The sequence below is a fragment of the Pseudooceanicola profundus genome, assembly GCF_054919315.1.
Genome location: NZ_CM142898.1, coordinates 3,663,768 through 3,681,597, shown reverse-complemented (window position 1 = coordinate 3,681,597; position 17,830 = coordinate 3,663,768). Strand labels below are relative to the sequence as shown.

General features: G+C 66.0%; 18 protein-coding genes. 11 read left to right on the top strand and 7 right to left on the bottom strand.

The window, feature by feature from the left end; all coding sequences use genetic code 11:
• Window positions 1-139 precede the first annotated feature (139 nt).
• Complete coding sequence (locus ACX9MO_RS16930; RefSeq protein ID WP_462212683.1) at window positions 140-676, bottom strand: hypothetical protein; 537 nt, start codon at window positions 674-676, stop codon at window positions 140-142.
• 233 nt (window positions 677-909) lie between these two features.
• Between ACX9MO_RS16930 and ACX9MO_RS16925 the strand changes: the two genes are divergently transcribed.
• The 9 genes from ACX9MO_RS16925 (at window position 910) to ACX9MO_RS16885 (ending at window position 9,976) form a co-directional block, all read left to right on the top strand.
• Window positions 910-1,347, top strand: a complete 438-nt coding sequence (locus ACX9MO_RS16925) for a tellurite resistance TerB family protein (protein WP_222489759.1) — start codon at window positions 910-912, stop codon at window positions 1,345-1,347.
• A 228-nt stretch (window positions 1,348-1,575) separates the two neighbouring features.
• Window positions 1,576-2,352: an ABC transporter ATP-binding protein gene (locus ACX9MO_RS16920; protein WP_222489758.1), complete on the top strand. Its 777-nt coding sequence runs from the start codon at window positions 1,576-1,578 to the stop codon at window positions 2,350-2,352.
• A gap of 40 nt (window positions 2,353-2,392) precedes the next feature.
• A complete protein-coding gene (locus ACX9MO_RS16915) occupies window positions 2,393-3,118 on the top strand; it encodes a transporter substrate-binding domain-containing protein (protein WP_222489757.1) in 726 nt (241 codons plus the stop codon).
• An 86-nt stretch (window positions 3,119-3,204) separates the two neighbouring features.
• Entirely contained in the window at window positions 3,205-4,086 is an 882-nt protein-coding gene (locus tag ACX9MO_RS16910; RefSeq protein ID WP_222489756.1) for an ABC transporter permease, read from the top strand.
• Entirely contained in the window at window positions 4,083-4,922 is an 840-nt protein-coding gene (locus ACX9MO_RS16905; protein WP_462212682.1) for an ABC transporter permease, read from the top strand. The genes ACX9MO_RS16910 and ACX9MO_RS16905 overlap by 4 nt, the downstream gene beginning before the upstream one ends.
• 215 nt (window positions 4,923-5,137) lie before the next feature.
• Window positions 5,138-6,454: a glutamine synthetase family protein gene (locus ACX9MO_RS16900; protein WP_409996968.1), complete on the top strand. Its 1,317-nt coding sequence runs from the start codon at window positions 5,138-5,140 to the stop codon at window positions 6,452-6,454.
• A gap of 107 nt (window positions 6,455-6,561) precedes the next feature.
• A complete protein-coding gene (locus ACX9MO_RS16895; protein ID WP_462212681.1) occupies window positions 6,562-7,242 on the top strand; it encodes a type 1 glutamine amidotransferase in 681 nt (226 codons plus the stop codon).
• On the top strand, window positions 7,239-8,672 hold the full coding sequence (locus ACX9MO_RS16890) for a glutamine synthetase family protein (protein WP_261397841.1): 1,434 nt from the start codon (window positions 7,239-7,241) through the stop codon (window positions 8,670-8,672). Before ACX9MO_RS16895 ends, ACX9MO_RS16890 begins: the two co-directional genes overlap by 4 nt.
• Window positions 8,672-9,976, top strand: a complete 1,305-nt coding sequence (locus ACX9MO_RS16885) for an NAD(P)/FAD-dependent oxidoreductase (RefSeq protein ID WP_462212680.1) — start codon at window positions 8,672-8,674, stop codon at window positions 9,974-9,976. The genes ACX9MO_RS16890 and ACX9MO_RS16885 overlap by 1 nt, the downstream gene beginning before the upstream one ends.
• Window positions 9,977-10,249: 273 nt before the next feature.
• On the opposite strand, the gene ACX9MO_RS16880 is transcribed toward ACX9MO_RS16885, so the two are convergent.
• Complete coding sequence (locus ACX9MO_RS16880; protein WP_462212679.1) at window positions 10,250-10,867, bottom strand: LbetaH domain-containing protein; 618 nt, start codon at window positions 10,865-10,867, stop codon at window positions 10,250-10,252.
• A gap of 234 nt (window positions 10,868-11,101) precedes the next feature.
• Between ACX9MO_RS16880 and ACX9MO_RS16875 the strand changes: the two genes are divergently transcribed.
• Window positions 11,102-11,845: a creatininase family protein gene (locus ACX9MO_RS16875; protein ID WP_462212678.1), complete on the top strand. Its 744-nt coding sequence runs from the start codon at window positions 11,102-11,104 to the stop codon at window positions 11,843-11,845.
• A 119-nt stretch (window positions 11,846-11,964) separates the two neighbouring features.
• Here ACX9MO_RS16875 and ACX9MO_RS16870 read toward each other — a convergent pair whose 3' ends face one another.
• Window positions 11,965-12,354, bottom strand: coding sequence for a RidA family protein (locus tag ACX9MO_RS16870; protein WP_462212677.1), 390 nt, complete (start codon window positions 12,352-12,354; stop codon window positions 11,965-11,967).
• 345 nt (window positions 12,355-12,699) lie between these two features.
• On the opposite strand from ACX9MO_RS16870, the gene ACX9MO_RS16865 reads away from it, so the two are divergent.
• A complete protein-coding gene (locus tag ACX9MO_RS16865; RefSeq protein ID WP_462212676.1) occupies window positions 12,700-14,016 on the top strand; it encodes a short-chain fatty acid transporter in 1,317 nt (438 codons plus the stop codon).
• Between the two features lie 71 nt (window positions 14,017-14,087).
• Here the strand turns inward: ACX9MO_RS16865 and ACX9MO_RS16860 are convergent, their stop codons facing one another.
• From ACX9MO_RS16860 to ACX9MO_RS16845, 4 genes are all read right to left on the bottom strand, one after another.
• Window positions 14,088-14,555 (bottom strand): DUF3237 domain-containing protein, encoded by a 468-nt coding sequence (locus ACX9MO_RS16860; RefSeq protein WP_462212675.1) that lies wholly within the window; start codon window positions 14,553-14,555, stop codon window positions 14,088-14,090.
• 115 nt (window positions 14,556-14,670) lie between these two features.
• Window positions 14,671-16,065 (bottom strand): TRAP transporter large permease, encoded by a 1,395-nt coding sequence (locus ACX9MO_RS16855; RefSeq protein ID WP_462212674.1) that lies wholly within the window; start codon window positions 16,063-16,065, stop codon window positions 14,671-14,673.
• Between the two features lie 3 nt (window positions 16,066-16,068).
• Window positions 16,069-16,737, bottom strand: a complete 669-nt coding sequence (locus tag ACX9MO_RS16850) for a TRAP transporter small permease (RefSeq protein WP_222489745.1) — start codon at window positions 16,735-16,737, stop codon at window positions 16,069-16,071.
• Between the two features lie 88 nt (window positions 16,738-16,825).
• Window positions 16,826-17,830, bottom strand: a complete 1,005-nt coding sequence (locus ACX9MO_RS16845) for a DctP family TRAP transporter solute-binding subunit (protein WP_222489744.1) — start codon at window positions 17,828-17,830, stop codon at window positions 16,826-16,828.

Genomic DNA, 17,830 nt, shown 5'->3' with positions numbered 1-17,830 from the left:
ACCGTGAAACGGCGAAGGGCCCGGCAGATGCCGGGCCTTTTTGCAAAGGGATCTCGCGTGGGGGGGCGGGCCAGCCGGGCGGATCGACCGGAGCGGTCAGCCCCGACCGACCATCGGCCCCGACGATCGGCCCCGGCGGTCAGCCCCCGAAGAGCGGCAGCACGTGTTTCCGGAAGAGCCCCGAGTCGCGCACGATGCAGCGGCGTTTGCCCGAAGCGCGGTATTCCGCGATCATCGGTGCCACGAGGACCGGGTTGAAGCACCAGCGGCCCCGGCGGCCGTTGCGGGCATCGGCCTGCTGTCCCGAGACCCACTGGCAGAAGCCACGGCAGTCGCGCATCTGGCGCGAGGTGTCCGGCAGGTAGAAGCCACAGTTCACCCGCTGGCAGATCGCATCCAGAAGCGCGCAGGCGGCGCGGTCCTTCTGAGGCACGCCTTCGCGCGCGGTCGCGTTATATTTCAATGGGTTGCCGTTCATGAACACGGTCAGGGCCGTGCCCAGATCCACCCCCTGATGCGCAAGGATATCGCGCAGCTCGGGCAGGTTGTCCTCGGTCCAGGGCAGCAGCAGGGCGCGCCGGCACATCTCATTCACAGGGTTGGCCACAAGCTGCGGCCGGGATGCGTCTTCAACCTCTTCGTTGAGGTCCTGCACCAGCGACATCGTCGCGAGCATTTCACAGTACTCCGTTGCACCAATTACGTCTCAGATGCTGTCCTTCTTTCAGGGCACTTGGGAAATAATTCGGAAAAAATGTGGCAATTACGGGAAAGGTCATGTTTTGACCATCTGGTCATGAAATGAAGGGGGGGGGGTCGCCCACTGCCGTTTCTCACAAGTGCTTGTAATCGCGCGCACCGAGGGCTTTCTGTGTTGGCGACCTCCCGCTCCCCGCTTATATCGGTGTCATGTTCGGAGATTTCCTTGCCCGCCTGATCCAGCCCGAGCCGCCCCGCCTGCCGCAGGCGGAGGCCCGTCTTGCGCTGATTGCCCTGCTGGTCCGCGTCGCCCGCAGCGACAACGAGTATTCCGGGGCCGAGCGGGATCGCATCTTCCGCATCACCCAGAGCCGCTATGGCCTCGACAGCGCCGCCGCCGCGCAACTGCTGGAGGAGGCCGAGACGCTGGAGGGCGAAGCCCCCGACACCGTCCGCTTCACCCGCGCGATCAAGGACGCCGTACCGCTGGACGAGCGCATCGGCGTGATCGAGGCGATGTGGGAGATCGTCATGGCCGACGGCAAGCGGGACGAGGAAGAGAACGCGCTGATGCGCCTCGTGGCCTCGCTGCTCGGCATCACGGATCAGGACAGCAACGCCGCGCGTCTGCGCGTGACGCCGCGCTGATCCGCAGGTCTTTTGGTATTATCCGGAATTTTTGAAAATTCCGGCCCGTTTTCTTCGAAGAAAACGGACAGTGCCGCCGCGGGAGGCACGGTTGACGCTGCCTTGCGCGGCGTCATCTGCCCGGATTCAGGGCATTTCCCTACGTCATGGGGCACATCATCGTTGATTATACCCCGGAATCGCGCCCTACTGGCCGCGTAACGGATCAATGACACCAGAAGAGGCCCCGTGAGCCACCAGCCCCCCGTGATCGAAATCCGGGATCTGCACAAAGCCTATGCGGATCTCGAAGTGCTCAAGGGTGTCACGATCACCGCGCATCGCGGTGATGTCGTGTCCATGATCGGCTCCTCCGGTTCCGGCAAGTCGACCCTTCTGCGCTGTGCCAACCTGCTGGAGGACAGCCAGCAGGGCGAAATCCTCTTCAAGGGCGAGGCCGTGCACTGGAAAGGTACCGGATCGCACCGCCGTCCGGGCGACGCCAAACAGGTGCTGCGGATCCGGACAAACCTTTCCATGGTGTTCCAGCAATTCAACCTCTGGTCCCACATGACGATCCTTCAGAACGTCATGGAGGCCCCCGTCACCGTGCAGGGCCGCGACCGGGCCGAGGTGGAGGAGAAGGCGCGCCATTACCTCGCCAAGGTGGGCATCGGCGACAAGGCCGACGCCTGGCCCGCGCAGCTTTCCGGCGGCCAGCAGCAGCGGGCGGCGATTGCCCGCGCGCTCTGCATGGAGCCCGAGGCGCTGCTCTTCGACGAGCCGACCTCGGCGCTGGACCCGGAACTGGAACAGGAGGTGGTGAAGGTCATCAAGGACCTGGCCAACGAGGGCCGGACGATGATCCTCGTCACCCATGACATGCGGCTGGCAGCGGACGTCTCGGACCACGTCGTCTTCCTGCACCAGGGCCGCATCGAGGAGGAGGGCCCGCCCTCCGCCCTCTTCGGCGCGCCCAAGACGGCCCGCCTGCAGCAATTCCTCAGTGCGACGCAGAGCGCCTGAGGCAATCGGACCCAAGTCCAACACAAACGGGAGAACTTTCATGAAAACGCTGATCCAAGCCACGGCCATTCTGGCGCTGACCGCCGGCATGGGCATGGCTCAGACCGTGCGTCTGGGGACCGAGGGCGCCTACCCTCCGTACAACCTGATCAACGACGCGGGCGAGGTCGACGGCTTCGAGCGGGAACTGGGCGACGAGCTGTGCAAGCGCGCCGAGCTGACCTGCGAGTGGGTGACCAACGACTGGGATTCGATCATTCCGAACCTCGTGTCGGGCAACTACGACGTGATCATGGCCGGCATGTCGATCACGCCCGAGCGGGACGAGGTCATCGACTTCACCCAGAACTACACCCCGCCCTCCTCCTCCTCCTACGTCGGCCTGTCCGATGACGTGGACATCACCGGCGGCGTGATCGCCGCCCAGACCGCCACCATCCAGGCCGCCCACGTGGCCGAGACCGGCGCGACCCTGCTGGAATTCGCGACCCCCGACGAAACCGTCGCCGCCGTGCGCAACGGCGAGGCCGACGCGGTGCTGGCCGACAAGGACTTCCTCGTGCCGATCGTGGCGGAATCCGGCGGCGAGCTGAGCTTCGTGGGTGATGACGTGCCGCTCGGCGGTGGCGTCGGCGCGGGCCTGCGCGAAAGCGACACCGAGCTGAAAGAGAAGCTCGACGCGGCCATCGGCTCCATGAAGGAAGACGGCACGCTCAACGCGATGATCACCAAGTGGTTCGGCGAAGACGCCCTGACCTACGAGTGATCCCGGCGGTTCTTCCGCTTTCCTGATCGGGGTGGCCGCGCCCGTGCGCGGCCGCTCCCTCCGGACCCAACCCGGATTTCACACCGATGTTCGAATACTGCGCCAATCCCGACACGCTTGAAGGGGTCCGCTGGGTCAGCTGCTACCTGACCACGGCCAAGCACATGATGTTCTACGAGAGCTTCCTCGTGGTCATCGGGCTGATGCTGATCACCGTGCCCTGCGCCATGGCCTTCGGCTTTGGCGGCGCGCTTGCCGCACGCTCGCACGTGGCGCCGCTGCGCTGGATCGGCAAGGGCTATGCCGCGATGGTGCGCGGCGTGCCGGACATCGCCTTCTTCCTCTTCGTGCCGCTCGCCCTCGATCAGGGGCTGGAATGGATGCGGCACAAGGTGAAATGCCCCGACTGGGATCAGCCGATCCGGCAGGGCAACGATTTCGTGGTCTGCGCGCAGGCCAAGCTGCCGCTCGGCTCGGCCCCGCAATGGCAGCATGAGACCTATGGCATCATCCTCGCCGTGGCGGCCTTCGCCTTCGTTTTCGGGGCCTTCGCGGCCCATGTCCTGTCGGGCGCGATGAACGCGGTGCCCAAGGCACAGCTGGAAACCGCCGAGGCCTATGGCATGAGCCGCGGCCAGATCACCCGGCGCATCCTGATCCCGCAGATGTGGGTCTATGCGCTGCCCGGCCTGTCGAACCTGTGGATGGTGCTGATCAAGGCGACGCCGCTGCTGTTCCTGCTGGGGGTTCAGGACATCGTCTACTGGGCGCGGGAGTTGGGCGGTTCGAAGACCAGCGCCTATGCCTACCCCCACCCCGACTGGCGTCTCTACTACTTCCTCGCGCTGCTGGTCTTCTACCTCGGGCTGACCAAGGTCTCGGAGATCGGGCTGTCGCGGCTCAACCGCCGCCTGTCGCGCGGACAGGCCACCATGGCCGGTGAAGAACAGAGGAAGGCCACCGCATGAGCTGCGTCCAGACCCTTCAGGATTATGCCCTGCGCTCCATCGGGATCGGCGAGCGCCTGCTGCCGCGTTCGGATTTCACCCTGTGCCAGCAGTTCACGCTGATCGGCTCCGGCCTGATCTGGAACATCTATTTCGCGGTCTTCGCCCTCGCGCTCGGCTTCTTCCTGTCGACCGGGGTGGCACTTGCCCGCACCGCGCCCTCGCCCTTCCTGCGCAAGCCGGCAGAGTGGTTCGTCTTCGTGTTCCGCGGCAGCCCGCTCTTCATCCAGTTCTTCCTCTTCTACGAGGCGCTGACCCTGCTGCCCAAGGCGGGGATCGAGCTGAACCTGATCTTTGTCGAGATCAACATGGCGACCCGCTGGCTGACTCGGGCCTGGGCGGGCGCGCTGATCGTGCTGTTCCTGAACACCTCCGCCTATGGCGGCGAGATCTTCTATGGCGCGCTGCGCTCGGTCCCCAAGGGCGATCTGGAGGCAGCGGATGCCTACGGCTTCTCGGGCTGGAAGAAGTTCCGCAAGATCACCTGGCCCACCATGCTGCGCCTCGCCTGGCCCGCCTACACGAACGAGGCGATCTTCCTCTTCCACGCCACGACGCTGGTCTACTTCAGCTCCTTCCCGGCGTGGCAGCAGAAGGGCGATGCGCTCTACTACGCGAGCTATTTCGCGGACAAGACCTTCAACCCCTTCATCCCCTACCCGATCCTCGCCTTCTATTTCATGATGCTGACGCTGGCGATCATCGGGGGCTTCGGCCTGATCAACAGGCGGCTGAACCGGCATCTGCCGCAATCCTCCCGCAAGGGGTTACGCCCGCGGATGATGCTGGTAAGGTGACCCCATGCGTTTCGATCCCAAGGTAATGGCCGCGGTCGGCTGCGTCTGGTGGCGCCGCCGCATGGGCCAATGGCAGGGCCGGACCCCGGGGGCCGGCGGCCAGGGCTTCTGAGGCCCTTCCGATCGCATGTTCTCTCACAGGCGGGCCGGACGGGCAGTGACCCCTTGTGCCTGAAAGCAGGGCTTCGGCCCGATTGCCAGATGAGAAAACCATGATCGACTTCGAAGGCTTCAGAACGTTTCGCGTGGCCGCCGCCGACCTGAACGGCCAGATGCGCGGCAAGCGCGTGCCCCACGGACAATATGACAAGCTGAAGGACGGCACCGTGCGGATGCCGCTGTCGGTGCTCAACGTCGATGTCTGGGGCGCGGATATCGAGGACAGCCCGCTGGTCTTCGAAAGCGGCGATGCCGACGGCATCCTCTATCCCACCGACCACGGCCCGGTGCCGATGCCCTGGCTGAACTCGCCCTCGGCCCTCGTGCCGATGTGGATGTTCCACGAGAGCGGAGAGCCCTTCGAGGGTGACCCGCGCCATGCGCTCGCCCGCGTGCTGGAGCGCTACGCCGCCCGCGGCTGGGAGGTGCAGGCCGCCGTCGAGATGGAATTCTACCTCGTCAACGACACGCAGGACAGCCTGCTGCCGCCGACCAACCCGCTGACCGGCCGGCCGCTCTGGGGCAATGCCATCCTCTCGATCCGGCAGCTGGATGCCTTTGACGCCTACCTGACGGACCTCTACGAGGCCTGCGAGGCGATGGACATTCCCGCGGAATCCGCGATCTCGGAATCCGGCCTTGGCCAGTTCGAGATCAACCTGACCCACCGCTCGGCGCTCGCCGCCGCCGATGACGCGTGGCTCTTCAAGACGCTGGTACGGGGCATGGCGCGCAAGCACGGCATGGCCGCGACCTTCATGGCGAAACCCTTCGAAGGCGACGCGGGCAACGGGATGCACGTGCATTTCTCGGTGCTGGACAAGGCGGGCAACAACATCTTCGACAACGGCGGCCCCGAGGGCACCGACCTGCTGCGGCACGCGGTGCAGGGCTGCCTGAAGGGGATGCATCCCTCGACCCTGATCTTCGCACCGCACGGGTCCTCCTATGACCGGTTCGAACCCGGCGCCCATGCCCCCACCGGGGCCTGCTGGGCCTACGAGAACCGCACCGCCGCGATCCGCATTCCGGGCGGCCCCACCAAGGCGCGCCGGATCGAACACCGCGTGCCCTGCGGCGACATCAACCCCTACCTGATGCTGGCCGTGATCCTCGGCGCGGCACTGGCGGGGATCGAGGACGGGGAAAACCCGCCGCCGCCGATCTCGGGCAGCGCCTATGACCTTGAGCTGCCGGGCCTCGCGCCGGACTGGGCCTCGGCCATCGATGCCTTCGAGACCGATCCCCTGATCGCGCGCATCTTCCCCGAAATGCTGATCCGAAACCTCGTCATGACCAAGCGGCAGGAGCAGCGACGCCTCGCAGAGATGCCCCATGAAGACTGGTGGCAGGTCTATCTCGAAACCGTCTGAGGCGCAGGCGCGGGTCTGCCTCTTTGCAGCCCCGCACCGCCCCGGCGCCCCCTTGTGGCAGACCCGGCCCTCTCGTAGTCTGCCCCCATCAACCCAATTGGTGACCCATGAAAATCGGCATTCTGCAATGCGGCCACATCCCCGATGCACTTCGGGGTGAGCTGGAAGACTATGACCAGCTGTTCCTGACCCTCCTCGGCGACAAGGGCTTCGAATTCGAGGTCTTCCCCATCGTCGACGGCGCCGATGTGCCGCCCCCGGGGGCCTGCGACGGCTGGCTCATCACCGGCTCGCGTCACGGCGCCTACGAGGACCACGCCTGGATCCCGCCGCTGGAAGAGATGATCCGCGCGATCCACGCCGAGGGCCGCCCCCTCGTCGGCATCTGCTTCGGCCACCAGATCATCGCCCAGGCCCTCGGCGGCAAGGTCGAGAAATTTACCGGCGGCTGGTCCGTGGGCCGTCAGGTCTATACCATCGAGGGCGAGGAGTTCCCGCTCAACGCCTGGCACCAGGACCAGGTGACAGAACTGCCAACCGACGCCCGCGTCATCGGCTCCACCGATTTCTGCAAATACGCGGCCCTGGCCTACGGCGATCACATCTACACCGTGCAGCCGCACCCCGAGTTCGGCGCCGATGTCATCGACGGGCTGATCCGCACCCGGGGCCGGGGCAATGTCCCCGATCCGCTGCTCGACGCCGCCGTGGCACAGCTCGACGCGCCGCTGGCGCGCACCAACATGGCCGACCGCATGGCCGGCGTCCTGAAGGGAGAAAAGGCATGAAGACCCCCACCCCCAAGGCCCAGAAGATCGCCGAGGCCGAACGCAGCACCCCCGTGGCGCCCCCCGTCGAACAGGCGGACTGGACGGCGGACCTGCCCGCGCCCGCGCGCGACTACCTCGTGGGGCGCCGCCTCGACGAGGTGGAGTGCATCATCTCCGACCTGCCCGGCATCGCCCGCGGCAAGGCCGTGCCGGCCTCGAAATTCGCCCGGCAGAAGTACTTCCACCTGCCCAATTCGATCTTCTTCCAGACGATCACCGGCGACTGGTCCGATGCGGCGGGCGAAGAGGGCTTCGTCGAACCCGACATGACCCTCAAGCCCGACATGTCGACCGCCACCGCCGCGCCCTGGACCGGCGACTGGACGCTGCAGGTGATCCACGATGCCTTCGACCGCAAGGGAAACCCGATCCCCTATGCGCCGCGCAACGTGCTGAAACGGGTCTGCAAGCTCTACGAGGACCAGGGCTGGAAACCGGTCGTCGCCCCCGAGATGGAGTTCTACCTCGTGGCCCGCAACCTCGACCCGGCCAAGCCGATCGAGCCGATGATGGGCCGCTCGGGCCGTCCCGCCGCCGCGCGGCAGGCCTACTCCATGACCGCCGTCGATGAATTCGGCCCGGTGATCGACGACATCTACGACTTCGCCGAGGCCCAGGGCTTCGAGATCGACGGCATCACCCAGGAAGGCGGCGCCGGCCAGCTGGAGATCAACCTGCGCCACGGCAACCCGGTCAAGCTGGCGGACGAGGTCTTCTACTTCAAGCGCCTGATCCGCGAGGCCGCGCTGCGCCACGACTGCTTTGCGACCTTCATGGCCAAGCCGATCAAGGACGAGCCCGGCTCCGCCATGCACATCCACCACTCGGTGATGGACATCGAGACCGGCAAGAACATCTTCACCGGTCCGCAGGGCGGCGAGACCGATGCCTTCTATTACTTCATCGGCGGGCTTCAGGAACACCTGCCCGCGGCGATCCCGCTGCTGGCGCCCTACGTGAACTCCTACCGCCGCTACGTGAAGGACCACGCCGCCCCGATCAACCTTGAATGGGGCCGCGACAACCGCACCACGGGCATCCGCGTGCCGATCTCCGATCCCGCCGCGCGCCGGGTCGAGAACCGGGTGGCCGGCATGGACTGCAACCCCTACCTCGGCATCGCGGCCTCGCTCGCGGCGGGCTACCTCGGGCTGATGAACGAGGAACGGGCCGAGAAGCAATTCCGCGGCGATGCCTACGAGGGCGAGGGCGACTTCCCCCGCACCCTCGGCGAGGCGCTCGACGTCTTCGACGAGAACAACGCCCTCGCCAAGGTGCTGGGGGAGGAGTTCTGCCGCGTCTATTCCGTCGTGAAACGCACCGAATACGAGGAATTCCTCGGCGTGATCAGCCCGTGGGAACGCGAACACCTGCTGATGAACGTCTGATGAACCTGCTCGACGCCAACGACCGTCCCGGCGCCTATCCCGGCAGCTGGTACGCCGCCACGGTGGACCCGCTGCCGCCCCTGCCTCCTCTGCGGGGCGAGGTGACGGCGGATGTCTGCATCATCGGCGCGGGCTTCACCGGGCTCTCCGCCGCGCTGCACCTGGCGGAGGCCGGGCTGAAGGTCGTCCTGCTGGAGGCGCAGCGCGTGGGCTTCGGGGCCTCGGGGCGAAACGGAGGGCAGCTCGGCTCCGGCCAGCGGCAGGATCAGGAGGTGCTGGAAAAGATGCTGGGGCGCGACGATGCCGCGCTCTACTGGCGCCTCGGCGAAGAGGCCAAGGACCTCGTCCGCTCCCTCATGACGCGCCATAGCATCGACGCCGCCTATCGCCCCGGCGTGGCCTGGACCGGCTTCTCGGACAGCGAGACGGCGCATCTGCACCATTATGCGGAGTTTCTAGAAGACCGCTATGGCTACACCGAGGTCGAGACACTCGACGCCGCCGCCTGCCATGCGCTCTGCCCCTCGCCCGCCTACAAGGGCGGTATCCTCGACATGGGCGCGGGCCACCTGCATCCGCTCCGCCTCGCCCTCGGCCTTGCCCGGGCCGCCACAGCCGCAGGCGTCACGATCCACGAGGAGACCCGCGTCACCGGCCTGACCGAGGGCCGCCCCGCCACGGTGCAGACCGCGCAGGCCAAGGTCACGGCGGAGCACGTGATCCTCGCCTGCAACGGCTACCTCGGGGGGCTGGAGCCCCGGGTGGCGACGCGCGTAATGCCGATCAACAACTTCGTCGCGGCGACAGAACCGCTCGGCCCCCGCACGGCAGAGGTCCTCACCCGCGATGTCGCCGTGGCGGATACGAAATTCGTGGTGAACTATTTCCGCCTCAGCGAGGACGGCCGCCTGCTCTTCGGCGGCGGCGAAAGCTACGGCTACCGCTTCCCCGCGGACATCGCCGCCAAGGTCCGCAAACCCATGCTGGAGATCTTCCCGCACCTCCGGGACGTGAAGATCACCCACGCATGGGGCGGTACGCTGGCGATCACCATGAAGCGGCTGCCCCACCTCGCCCGCCTCGCGCCCAACATCCTCACCGCTTCCGGCTACTCCGGCCACGGCGTGGGCACGGCGGTCCACTCCGGCCTCCTCGCCGCGAAGGCGATCCAGGGCGAGGCCGAAGGCTTCGACGCCATGTCCCGCCTGCCCACGCCCCGCTTCCCCGGCGGCCCCGCGATGCGCCACCCGCTCCTCATCCTCGCGATGACATGGTTCTCCCTCCGCGACCGCCTCGGCATCTGAACATCTTTCGCTCAAAAATATCCTCGGGGGGGGCCGCGCCAGCGGCGGGGGGCAGACAGCCCCCTCCCCTATAGGATCACGACACCCTCCCCCCAAAGCGCCCAAGAATTTTCGAAAACTCTTGGCAAAATTCTTCGAAGAATTTTGGCCCCACTCTCCGGCGCACCCCGCCCTCCGGCAAATGCAGTGCCCCCCACGGGCCATGCCCCCTCGATCCAACCCGGAAAATGCACATTTTCCGGACCGTTTTCTTCGAAGAAAACGCAGGGCGCCTCAGCCGCCGTATTTCTCCAGGAACGCCTCGGCCTTCAGGGCGCGGAAGTCCTCCAGCGCCGCCCCCAGGCGTGCGTGGTCCCAGTCCCACCAGCCAAGCGCGATGAGCCGGTCCGCGATCTCGCGCGGCTGGCGCAGGCGGATGGGTTTCGCGGGCGTGCCGGCCACGATCTCGTAGTCGCCCACGTCCTTGGTGACGATCGCGCCGGAGGCCACGACCGCGCCATGGCCGACCCGGATGCCGGGCTTCACCTGCGCGTTGTGGCCCAGCCATGTGTCATGGCCGATCTCGGTGATCCGGGCGCGGCGACGGGCAAAGAAGGCATCATCGCGCGGGGTTCCCTCCCAGTAATCGGCGGACCGATAGAGGAAATGGTGCAGCGAGGCGCCCTCCAGCGGGTGATCCGTGGCGCCCACCCGCACGAAGCTGGCGATATTTGCAAACTTCCCCACGCGGGTGTTTGCAAAGTCGCAGAAGCGGTCGCAGTAGGAATAATCCCCGAGCTGGACATTGTTGAACCGCGTGCCCCGGCCGACCTCGGTCCAGGCGCCAAGCTGGCTGTCCTCGATCTCGGTCTCGGGATGCAGGTAGGGGGTGTCGGCGCTGAGCTTGGGCATGTCGGTCTCTCTCGCAGTTTCTTCCGCAGTCACCTCGGTCAGTCCCTGCTAGCAGCACGCGCCGCGCCCGCAAAGGGCCCGCCCGCGTGCGCCCTGCCAAAGCGACAGGCAGTTGCTCCGGCACACCCCCTGCCCACCCCCTCTACGCCGTAAATTTCACACCCCGCCCCTTGCCCTTGCGGCCCCCCGGGCCGAGCCTGCGCCCAGACAGATCAGATGAAACGGACCCCACACATGACCGCCCCTTCCTACCGCTGGATCGACTACCGCTCTCCCGACCTCGCCCCGCCCGAGGACATGGTGGTGATCCTGCCCGTCGGCTCGACCGAGCAGCACGGCCGCCACATGCCCGTGGGCACCGATATCCACCTCGCCGAAGCAGTGGCGCTGGAGGCGGCGGCGCAGGCGACGATCCCGGTGCGGGTGCTGCCCCCGGTCTGGATCTCGCTGGCCGAGCACCACATGGACCGGCCCGGCACGCTGACGCTGGACATGGCGACGCTGGACGCGCTGATCACCGGCATTGCCAAGGCGCTCGACCGGCAAAAGGTGAAACGCCTGCTGCTGCTCAACAGCCACGGCGGCAACCGCAACGCCCTGCCCGTCATCGCCGACAAGCTGACCCGCGACCTGACCATGAACGTGGCCTATTCGACCTACTGGGAGACCGCCATGGCAGAGCTGAGCCCGCTCCTTGAAGGGCAGAAGATGCTGCACCATGCCTGCGAGGCTGAGACCTCGATGATCCTGCACCTGAAGCCCGAAACCGTGGCGATGGAGAAGCTTGCCGACGCCGACGTCCCCGCAACGGTGCCGCCGCAGGGGCTGCACCTCTGGCGGCCGTTCAGCGCGATGACGGAGTCCGGTGCCTATGGCCGGCCCGATCTCGCCTCCGCCGACAAGGGCGCCAAGATGATCGAGACCGCCGGCAAGGTCGTCGGCGCGAAACTGTCCGATCCCGCGAACTGGCGCTACTGAGCGCGCGCCGGATCACCGGCCGGACCAAGCAAGGCCCCGTGGTTCACGGGGCCTTTTTGCATGTCTGGGCGCAAACGAAGCGCGCGGGGTCGGAACCGCGAGGCCCCGGCCCGCAGGCCTCACTCGGGACAGCGCGCGGTGCAGCGGATCTCGATCTTCATCCGCGGGTCGGGCAGCGCCACCACGGCAGAGGTGATCCGCGCCGGATAGGGGCCATCGCCGAATTCTTCGCGGTAGATCGTGTTCATCTCGCCCACGTCGCCGATGTCGGTCAGCAGGACAGAGACTTCGATGATATCCGCCATGGTCGATCCCGCACGATCAAGAACGGCGCGCAGGTTCTTGAAAACATTTCGGATCTGCCCCGCGAAATCCTCCGGGTAGCCGCCCTTGTCGTCGTGCCCCGGCAGGCCCGAGACATAAAGGATACCGCGATGCGCCGTGGCATAGACCAGCGGCGGCACACCGGGCAGGCCTTCGGGCGGAGGGAAATAGGTGATCGGGTCCATGGGGTACTCCTGTTGTCTGCCCCGGTGCTAGCGAGCGCAGGACCGCGAGGGAAGCCTCGACGCCCCCGCCCGGCCGGCCCAAGGCCGCAGTGCCCAAGCCTGTGCCCAAGCCTGCGGCAAAGCCGCGCCCCTCATGGGCATCAGGCCTTGAAACCAAGGGCCGGACGCCAGACCTACCGCGAAAACTGGCCGTCCGCGCGCAAACGACGCGACGTCACAGTGGAAATTGCGAGAAAGTTACCGTTAACCGCCCGTTCCCGGCGCGGTATACCCTTGTACTCCGTACAATTCGCGCTCAAAGCGCTCCGCAGGAAATTGTCACTGACAATTATTGAGGAGATACGCATGGAAGCAATCACCAACTTCTCGGTCCGCGTCGTACAGCGCTGGCTGCCGAGCGCCTTCGTCCTGGCGCTGCTGCTGACCGTGATCGTTTTCGTCCTGGGCATGGTCGTGGGCGGCGAAGGCCCCATGGCGATGGCCGGGTTCTGGGGCGACGGGTTCGCCAAGCTGTTCAACTTCGGCATGCAGATGACGCTGGTCCTGCTGACCGGCTACGTTCTGGCCATGACGCCCTTCGTCCAGTCGATGCTGACCGGTCTGACCGGGCTGGCCTCGACGCCGAAACAGGCGATGGCGATCACCATCGTCACCAGCTTCGTCTGCTACTACCTGAACTGGGGCTTCGGCATGGTCGCCGGCGCCATCCTGGCCCGCGAAATGGGCCGCCGGGTGCACATCCACTTCCCGCTGATCGTGGCCGCGGCCTACGGCGGTGAGCTGGTGCGTGGCCCCTCCTCCTCGATCCCGCTGGTCATCGCGACCCCGGGCCACTTCCTCGAGGCGCAGATCGGCATCGTGCCGGTGACCCAGACGCTCTACTCGTGGTGGAACATCCTGCTGACGCTTGCGCTGCTGGCGCTGCTGGTGATCTTCTTCATGTTCCAGAAACAGCCCGCGAAGATCGAGGTCCTGACCGATACCGACGACGACGACAAGGCGCCCGAGATGGACCGCGCCGACATGTCGCCCTCCGACCGGCTGGAACACAGCCGCCTGCCGACGCTCTTCCTCGGCCTGCTGGCGGCGGCCTTCATCATCGGCAAGATCGTGGCAGGCACCTTCAGCGTGAACCTGAACACGATCATCCTGATCTTCCTGTCGCTGGGCCTGCTGATGCACAAGAGCTCTGCCGCCTATCTCCACGCCGCCGAAAAGGCCGTGGGGGCTGCACGGGGCATCATCATCCAGTTCCCGCTCTATGCCGGGATCGCCGGGATGATGACCAACTCCGGCCTCGTGACCGAGTTCTCGAACATGATGATCTCGATCTCCACGCCCGCCACCTTCCCGGTGGTGACCTTCCTCTCGGCGGGGATCGTGAACTTCTTCATCCCTTCGGGCGGCGGTCAGTGGGCGATCCAGGGCCCCATCGTGATGCAGGCAGCCTACGAGATCGGCGCGGACCCGGCGCGGACCATCATGGCCTTCACCTGGGGCGATGGCTGGACCAACCAGATCCAGCCGTTCTGGGCCCTGCCCCTGCTGGGCGTGGCCGGCCTCTCGGCCCGGGACATCATGGGCTACCTGATCATCTGGCTGGGCATCTCCGGCGTGGCGATCGGCGGCACCTTCGTGCTCTTCGCGCTCTTCGGCGCCTGAGCCAGCCCTCCCTGACAACGGAAAAGCCCGGGCCGATGGACCCGGGCTTTTTCATGTCTGGCCGCCTCGGATCAGACCGCGACGAAGGACCGGATGATCACCATCTCGCCGGGTCGCGCGCTTTCCACCGTGCCGAGGAAGAAGCGCGTGTTGAGCCAGGCATAGGGCCCTTCCGGCGCCTCAACCCGGATGTGTGAGCGGCGGTAGGTCGGCTGGCCGGTCTCGTCCTTCACCACCATGGCATGGTTGCGGATCTCGATCGTCACGCCGTCGTCGGTCTGCATGTGATATATCGCCTCCAACTCCTTCACCCCGTCGCGGCGTTCGCGTTGCAGGTCGAAGCCGCCGGGCAGTACCACCCCCTGGAAGGGGCGCGGATCGGCGCTCTCGGGCGCCAGCACGCCCTTGAAGGTGCCCCCCGTGATCGGCACCACGTTGCGCACGCCAAGCGGGCCGGGCCCGTTCACGCGGGTCTTGGAGATCAGCACCTCCGCTTCCCAGCAGGGCAGCAGGCGGGGCTCGGTATTGGAAAAGCTCATGATCTGTCCTCGTCAGGTGATCCCGGCGTAGGAGCCGCCCAACCTCATGACAAGGCAAAAGAAAAACCGGGGCGCCCCCACGCCCCGGTTTCTCCTTCCCAGCGATCCGATCCGATCAGTTCGTGATCGTTTCGGGCCCCATCAGCTGGGTCGGAAGCCATGTCGAGATGATCGGCACATAGGTGACGATGATCAGGAAGACGAAGAGCACCGCGAGGAAGGGCAGCGCCGCCTTCACGACCCGCATCATGGGCATCCCCGCGACACCGGAGGTGACGAAGAGGTTGAGGCCCACGGGCGGAGTGATCATGCCGATCTCCATGTTGACGACCATGATGATGCCGAGGTGGATCGGGTCGATCCCCAGTTCGATGGCGATCGGGAACACCAGCGGCGCGACGATCACCAGCAGGCCCGAGGGCTCCATGAACTGGCCGCCGATCAGCAGGATCACGTTGACGATCACGAGGAACATCACCGGGCCGAAACCTGCGGACAGCATCGCCTCAGCCACGTGCTGGGGCACCTGCTCGTCGGTGAGGACGTGTTTCAGGATCAGCGCATTGGCGATGACGAACATCAGGGTGATGGTCAGCTTTCCGGCCTCGAAGAGGGTCCGCTGCGTGTCGCGGTGGAACCATGCGGTCACCAGGGCGATCGGCTTCTGCCACAGGGCACGGCGCTTGCCGCCCGACTTCTCCGACAGCGGGCCCATGTCGCGGTAGATGAAGTTCGCCGCGATGAAGGCATAGATCGAGGCCACGGCGGCGGCTTCGGTCGGCGTGAAGATCGCGCCGGTGATGCCGGGGATACCGTAGATGCCCACCATGATGATGACGATCAGCATGAGGCCCCAGAAGGCGTCACGGAAGCTGTCCGCAACCTCGCCCCAGCCCAGCCAGACGCCTTTCGGCATGCCCTTGATACGCGCCATGATGTAGATGGTGACCATCAGCATCAGACCGGCCAGCAGGCCCGGGAAGACCCCCGCGAGGAACATGCGGCCGACGGAGATGTCGACGGCGGTGGCATAGACGACCATCACGATGGACGGCGGGATCAGGATGCCGAGGGTGCCCGCGTTACAGATGACACCTGCGGCGAAGTCCTTGGAATAGCCCGCCTGGGTCATGGCGCCGATCACGATGGAGCCGATGGCGACCACGGTGGCCGGGGACGAGCCAGAGAGCGCGGCGAAGATCATGCAGGCAAAGACGCCCGCGATGGCCAGGCCACCCCGCATGTGTCCGACGCAGGCGATGGAGAAGCGGATGATCCGCTTGGCCACGCCACCGGTGGACATGAAGGAGGACGCGAGGATGAAGAAGGGGATCGCCAGCAGGGTGAAGTGACCGACGAAGGCCTGCATCAGGGTCTGCGCCACCGAGGCCAGCGAGGTGTCGCTGTACCAGAGCAGGAAGAGCACCGAGGACATGCCGAGCGAGACCGCGATCGGCACGCCGATCAGCATGAACCCGACGACGAGTGCGAAGAGAAGCGCGACGGACATGGGTCAGAGATCCCCTTTTCTTTCGCGGACTTCCGCGATTTCGTCTTCGACCTCGTGGCTGGCCACGATGCGGTCGATCTTGCCGGTCCAGATCTTCACGGCGACCTGGATGAAGCGGAACAGCAGCAGCGCCATGGAGACGGGCAGCACCGCGTAGGGAATGAAGCGCGGCAGCTTCTCGTAGGCCTCGCCCTCGTTCATCGCGTCCTCGAGGAACTTCAGGAAGGCGGGGTTCGGGATGTCGTTGACCTCGTACCAGCTCTTCGCGCGGAACTTGTCCTCGAAGCCGAGCGGGAACCAGCGGCCCTCGGTCTGCGGCAGGTTGGCGAAGTTGGCCCAGTAGTCCCAGGCGCCCTTGAGCAGCAGCAGCGAGAAGACGATGCAGACCGCCACGGCGATGAGCGAGAGCACGCGGCGCACGTGCGGCGGGCACATGTCGACGATGGCATCGACGCCGAGGTGCGCGTTCTTCTTCACCGCGTAGGAGGCCCCCAGAAGGACCAGCCAGCCGAAGAGGAAGACGGTCGCTTCCAGCCCCCAGAGGATGTTCGAGTTGAAGACGTAGCGCGCCACCACGTTGGCGAACGTGATCAGCGTCATGAGCCCGAGGATCAGCGCGATCAGCGTCTCCTCGATGCGGTCGATGAAGGATTCCCCCGGTGCGGGATGCATGGCCCTTCCCCCTCTGGTCTTGATGTTGGTGGGATGAACGAAGGGCGCGGCGGGTGCGCCGCGCCCTTCCCCGGTCCGAGGGACCGGATCAGAAGTTGGCGTTGATCGACTGGGCCGCGTCGATGTTCTCCTGGCCCACGTCGCCGGTGAACTGCGTCCAGACCGGCTTCATCGCCTCGACCCATGCAGCGCGCTGCTCGGGCGTCAGTTCGCGGATGGTGCCGCCGGCGTCCAGCACGCCCTGACGGGCGGCGGCGTCAACCTCGGCGATGGCCGCGTTGCGCTCCTTGGTCACCTCGTCGAGGATCGTCAGGAACTGGTCGCGGGTGCCTTCCTCGAGGCTGTCGAGCCAGTCGACCGAAGCCACGACCATGTAGTCGAGCACACCGTGGTTGGTCTCGGTGATGCCGTCCTGCACCTCGTAGTACTTCTGGCCCAGAACGTTCGACCAAGTGTTTTCCTGACCGTCCACAACGCCCTGCTGCAGCGCGCCGTAGACTTCCGAGAAGGCCATTTTCTGCGGCGAGGCGCCGATGGCTTCCATCTGGGCGACCAGCACGTCGGAAGGCTGCACACGGAACTTCAGGCCCTTGGCGTCTTCCGGCATGATCAGCGGCTTGTTGGCCGAGAACTGCTTGAGGCCGTTGTGCCAGAAGGCGAGGCCCGCGAGACCGCGGCGCTCCATCGAGGACATCATGTCCTGACCGTTGTCCGAGTTCTGGAACGCGTCCACGGCTTCCATGTTCTTGAACATGAACGGCAGGTCGAAGATGCGGAAGACCTTGGTGAAGGTCTCGAATTTCGACAGCGAGGGGGCGCCCAGCTGGACATCGCCCTGCAGCATGGCTTCCAGCAGCTTGTCGTCATCGTAGAGGGTGGAGTTCGGGTACACTTCCATGCACGCCTTGCCGTCCATCTCTTCGTTGACGCGGGTCTTCAGCAGCTCTGCCGCGATGCCCTTGGGGTGCTTGTCGGTGTTGGTGACGTGGCTGAACTTGATGACGATCTCGCCGGAGTCGCAGCCCGCGGTATCGGCGTAGGCGGCGGTCACGGACAGGGCCAGAGCCGTGGCGGCAGTGGTCAGGAATTTCAT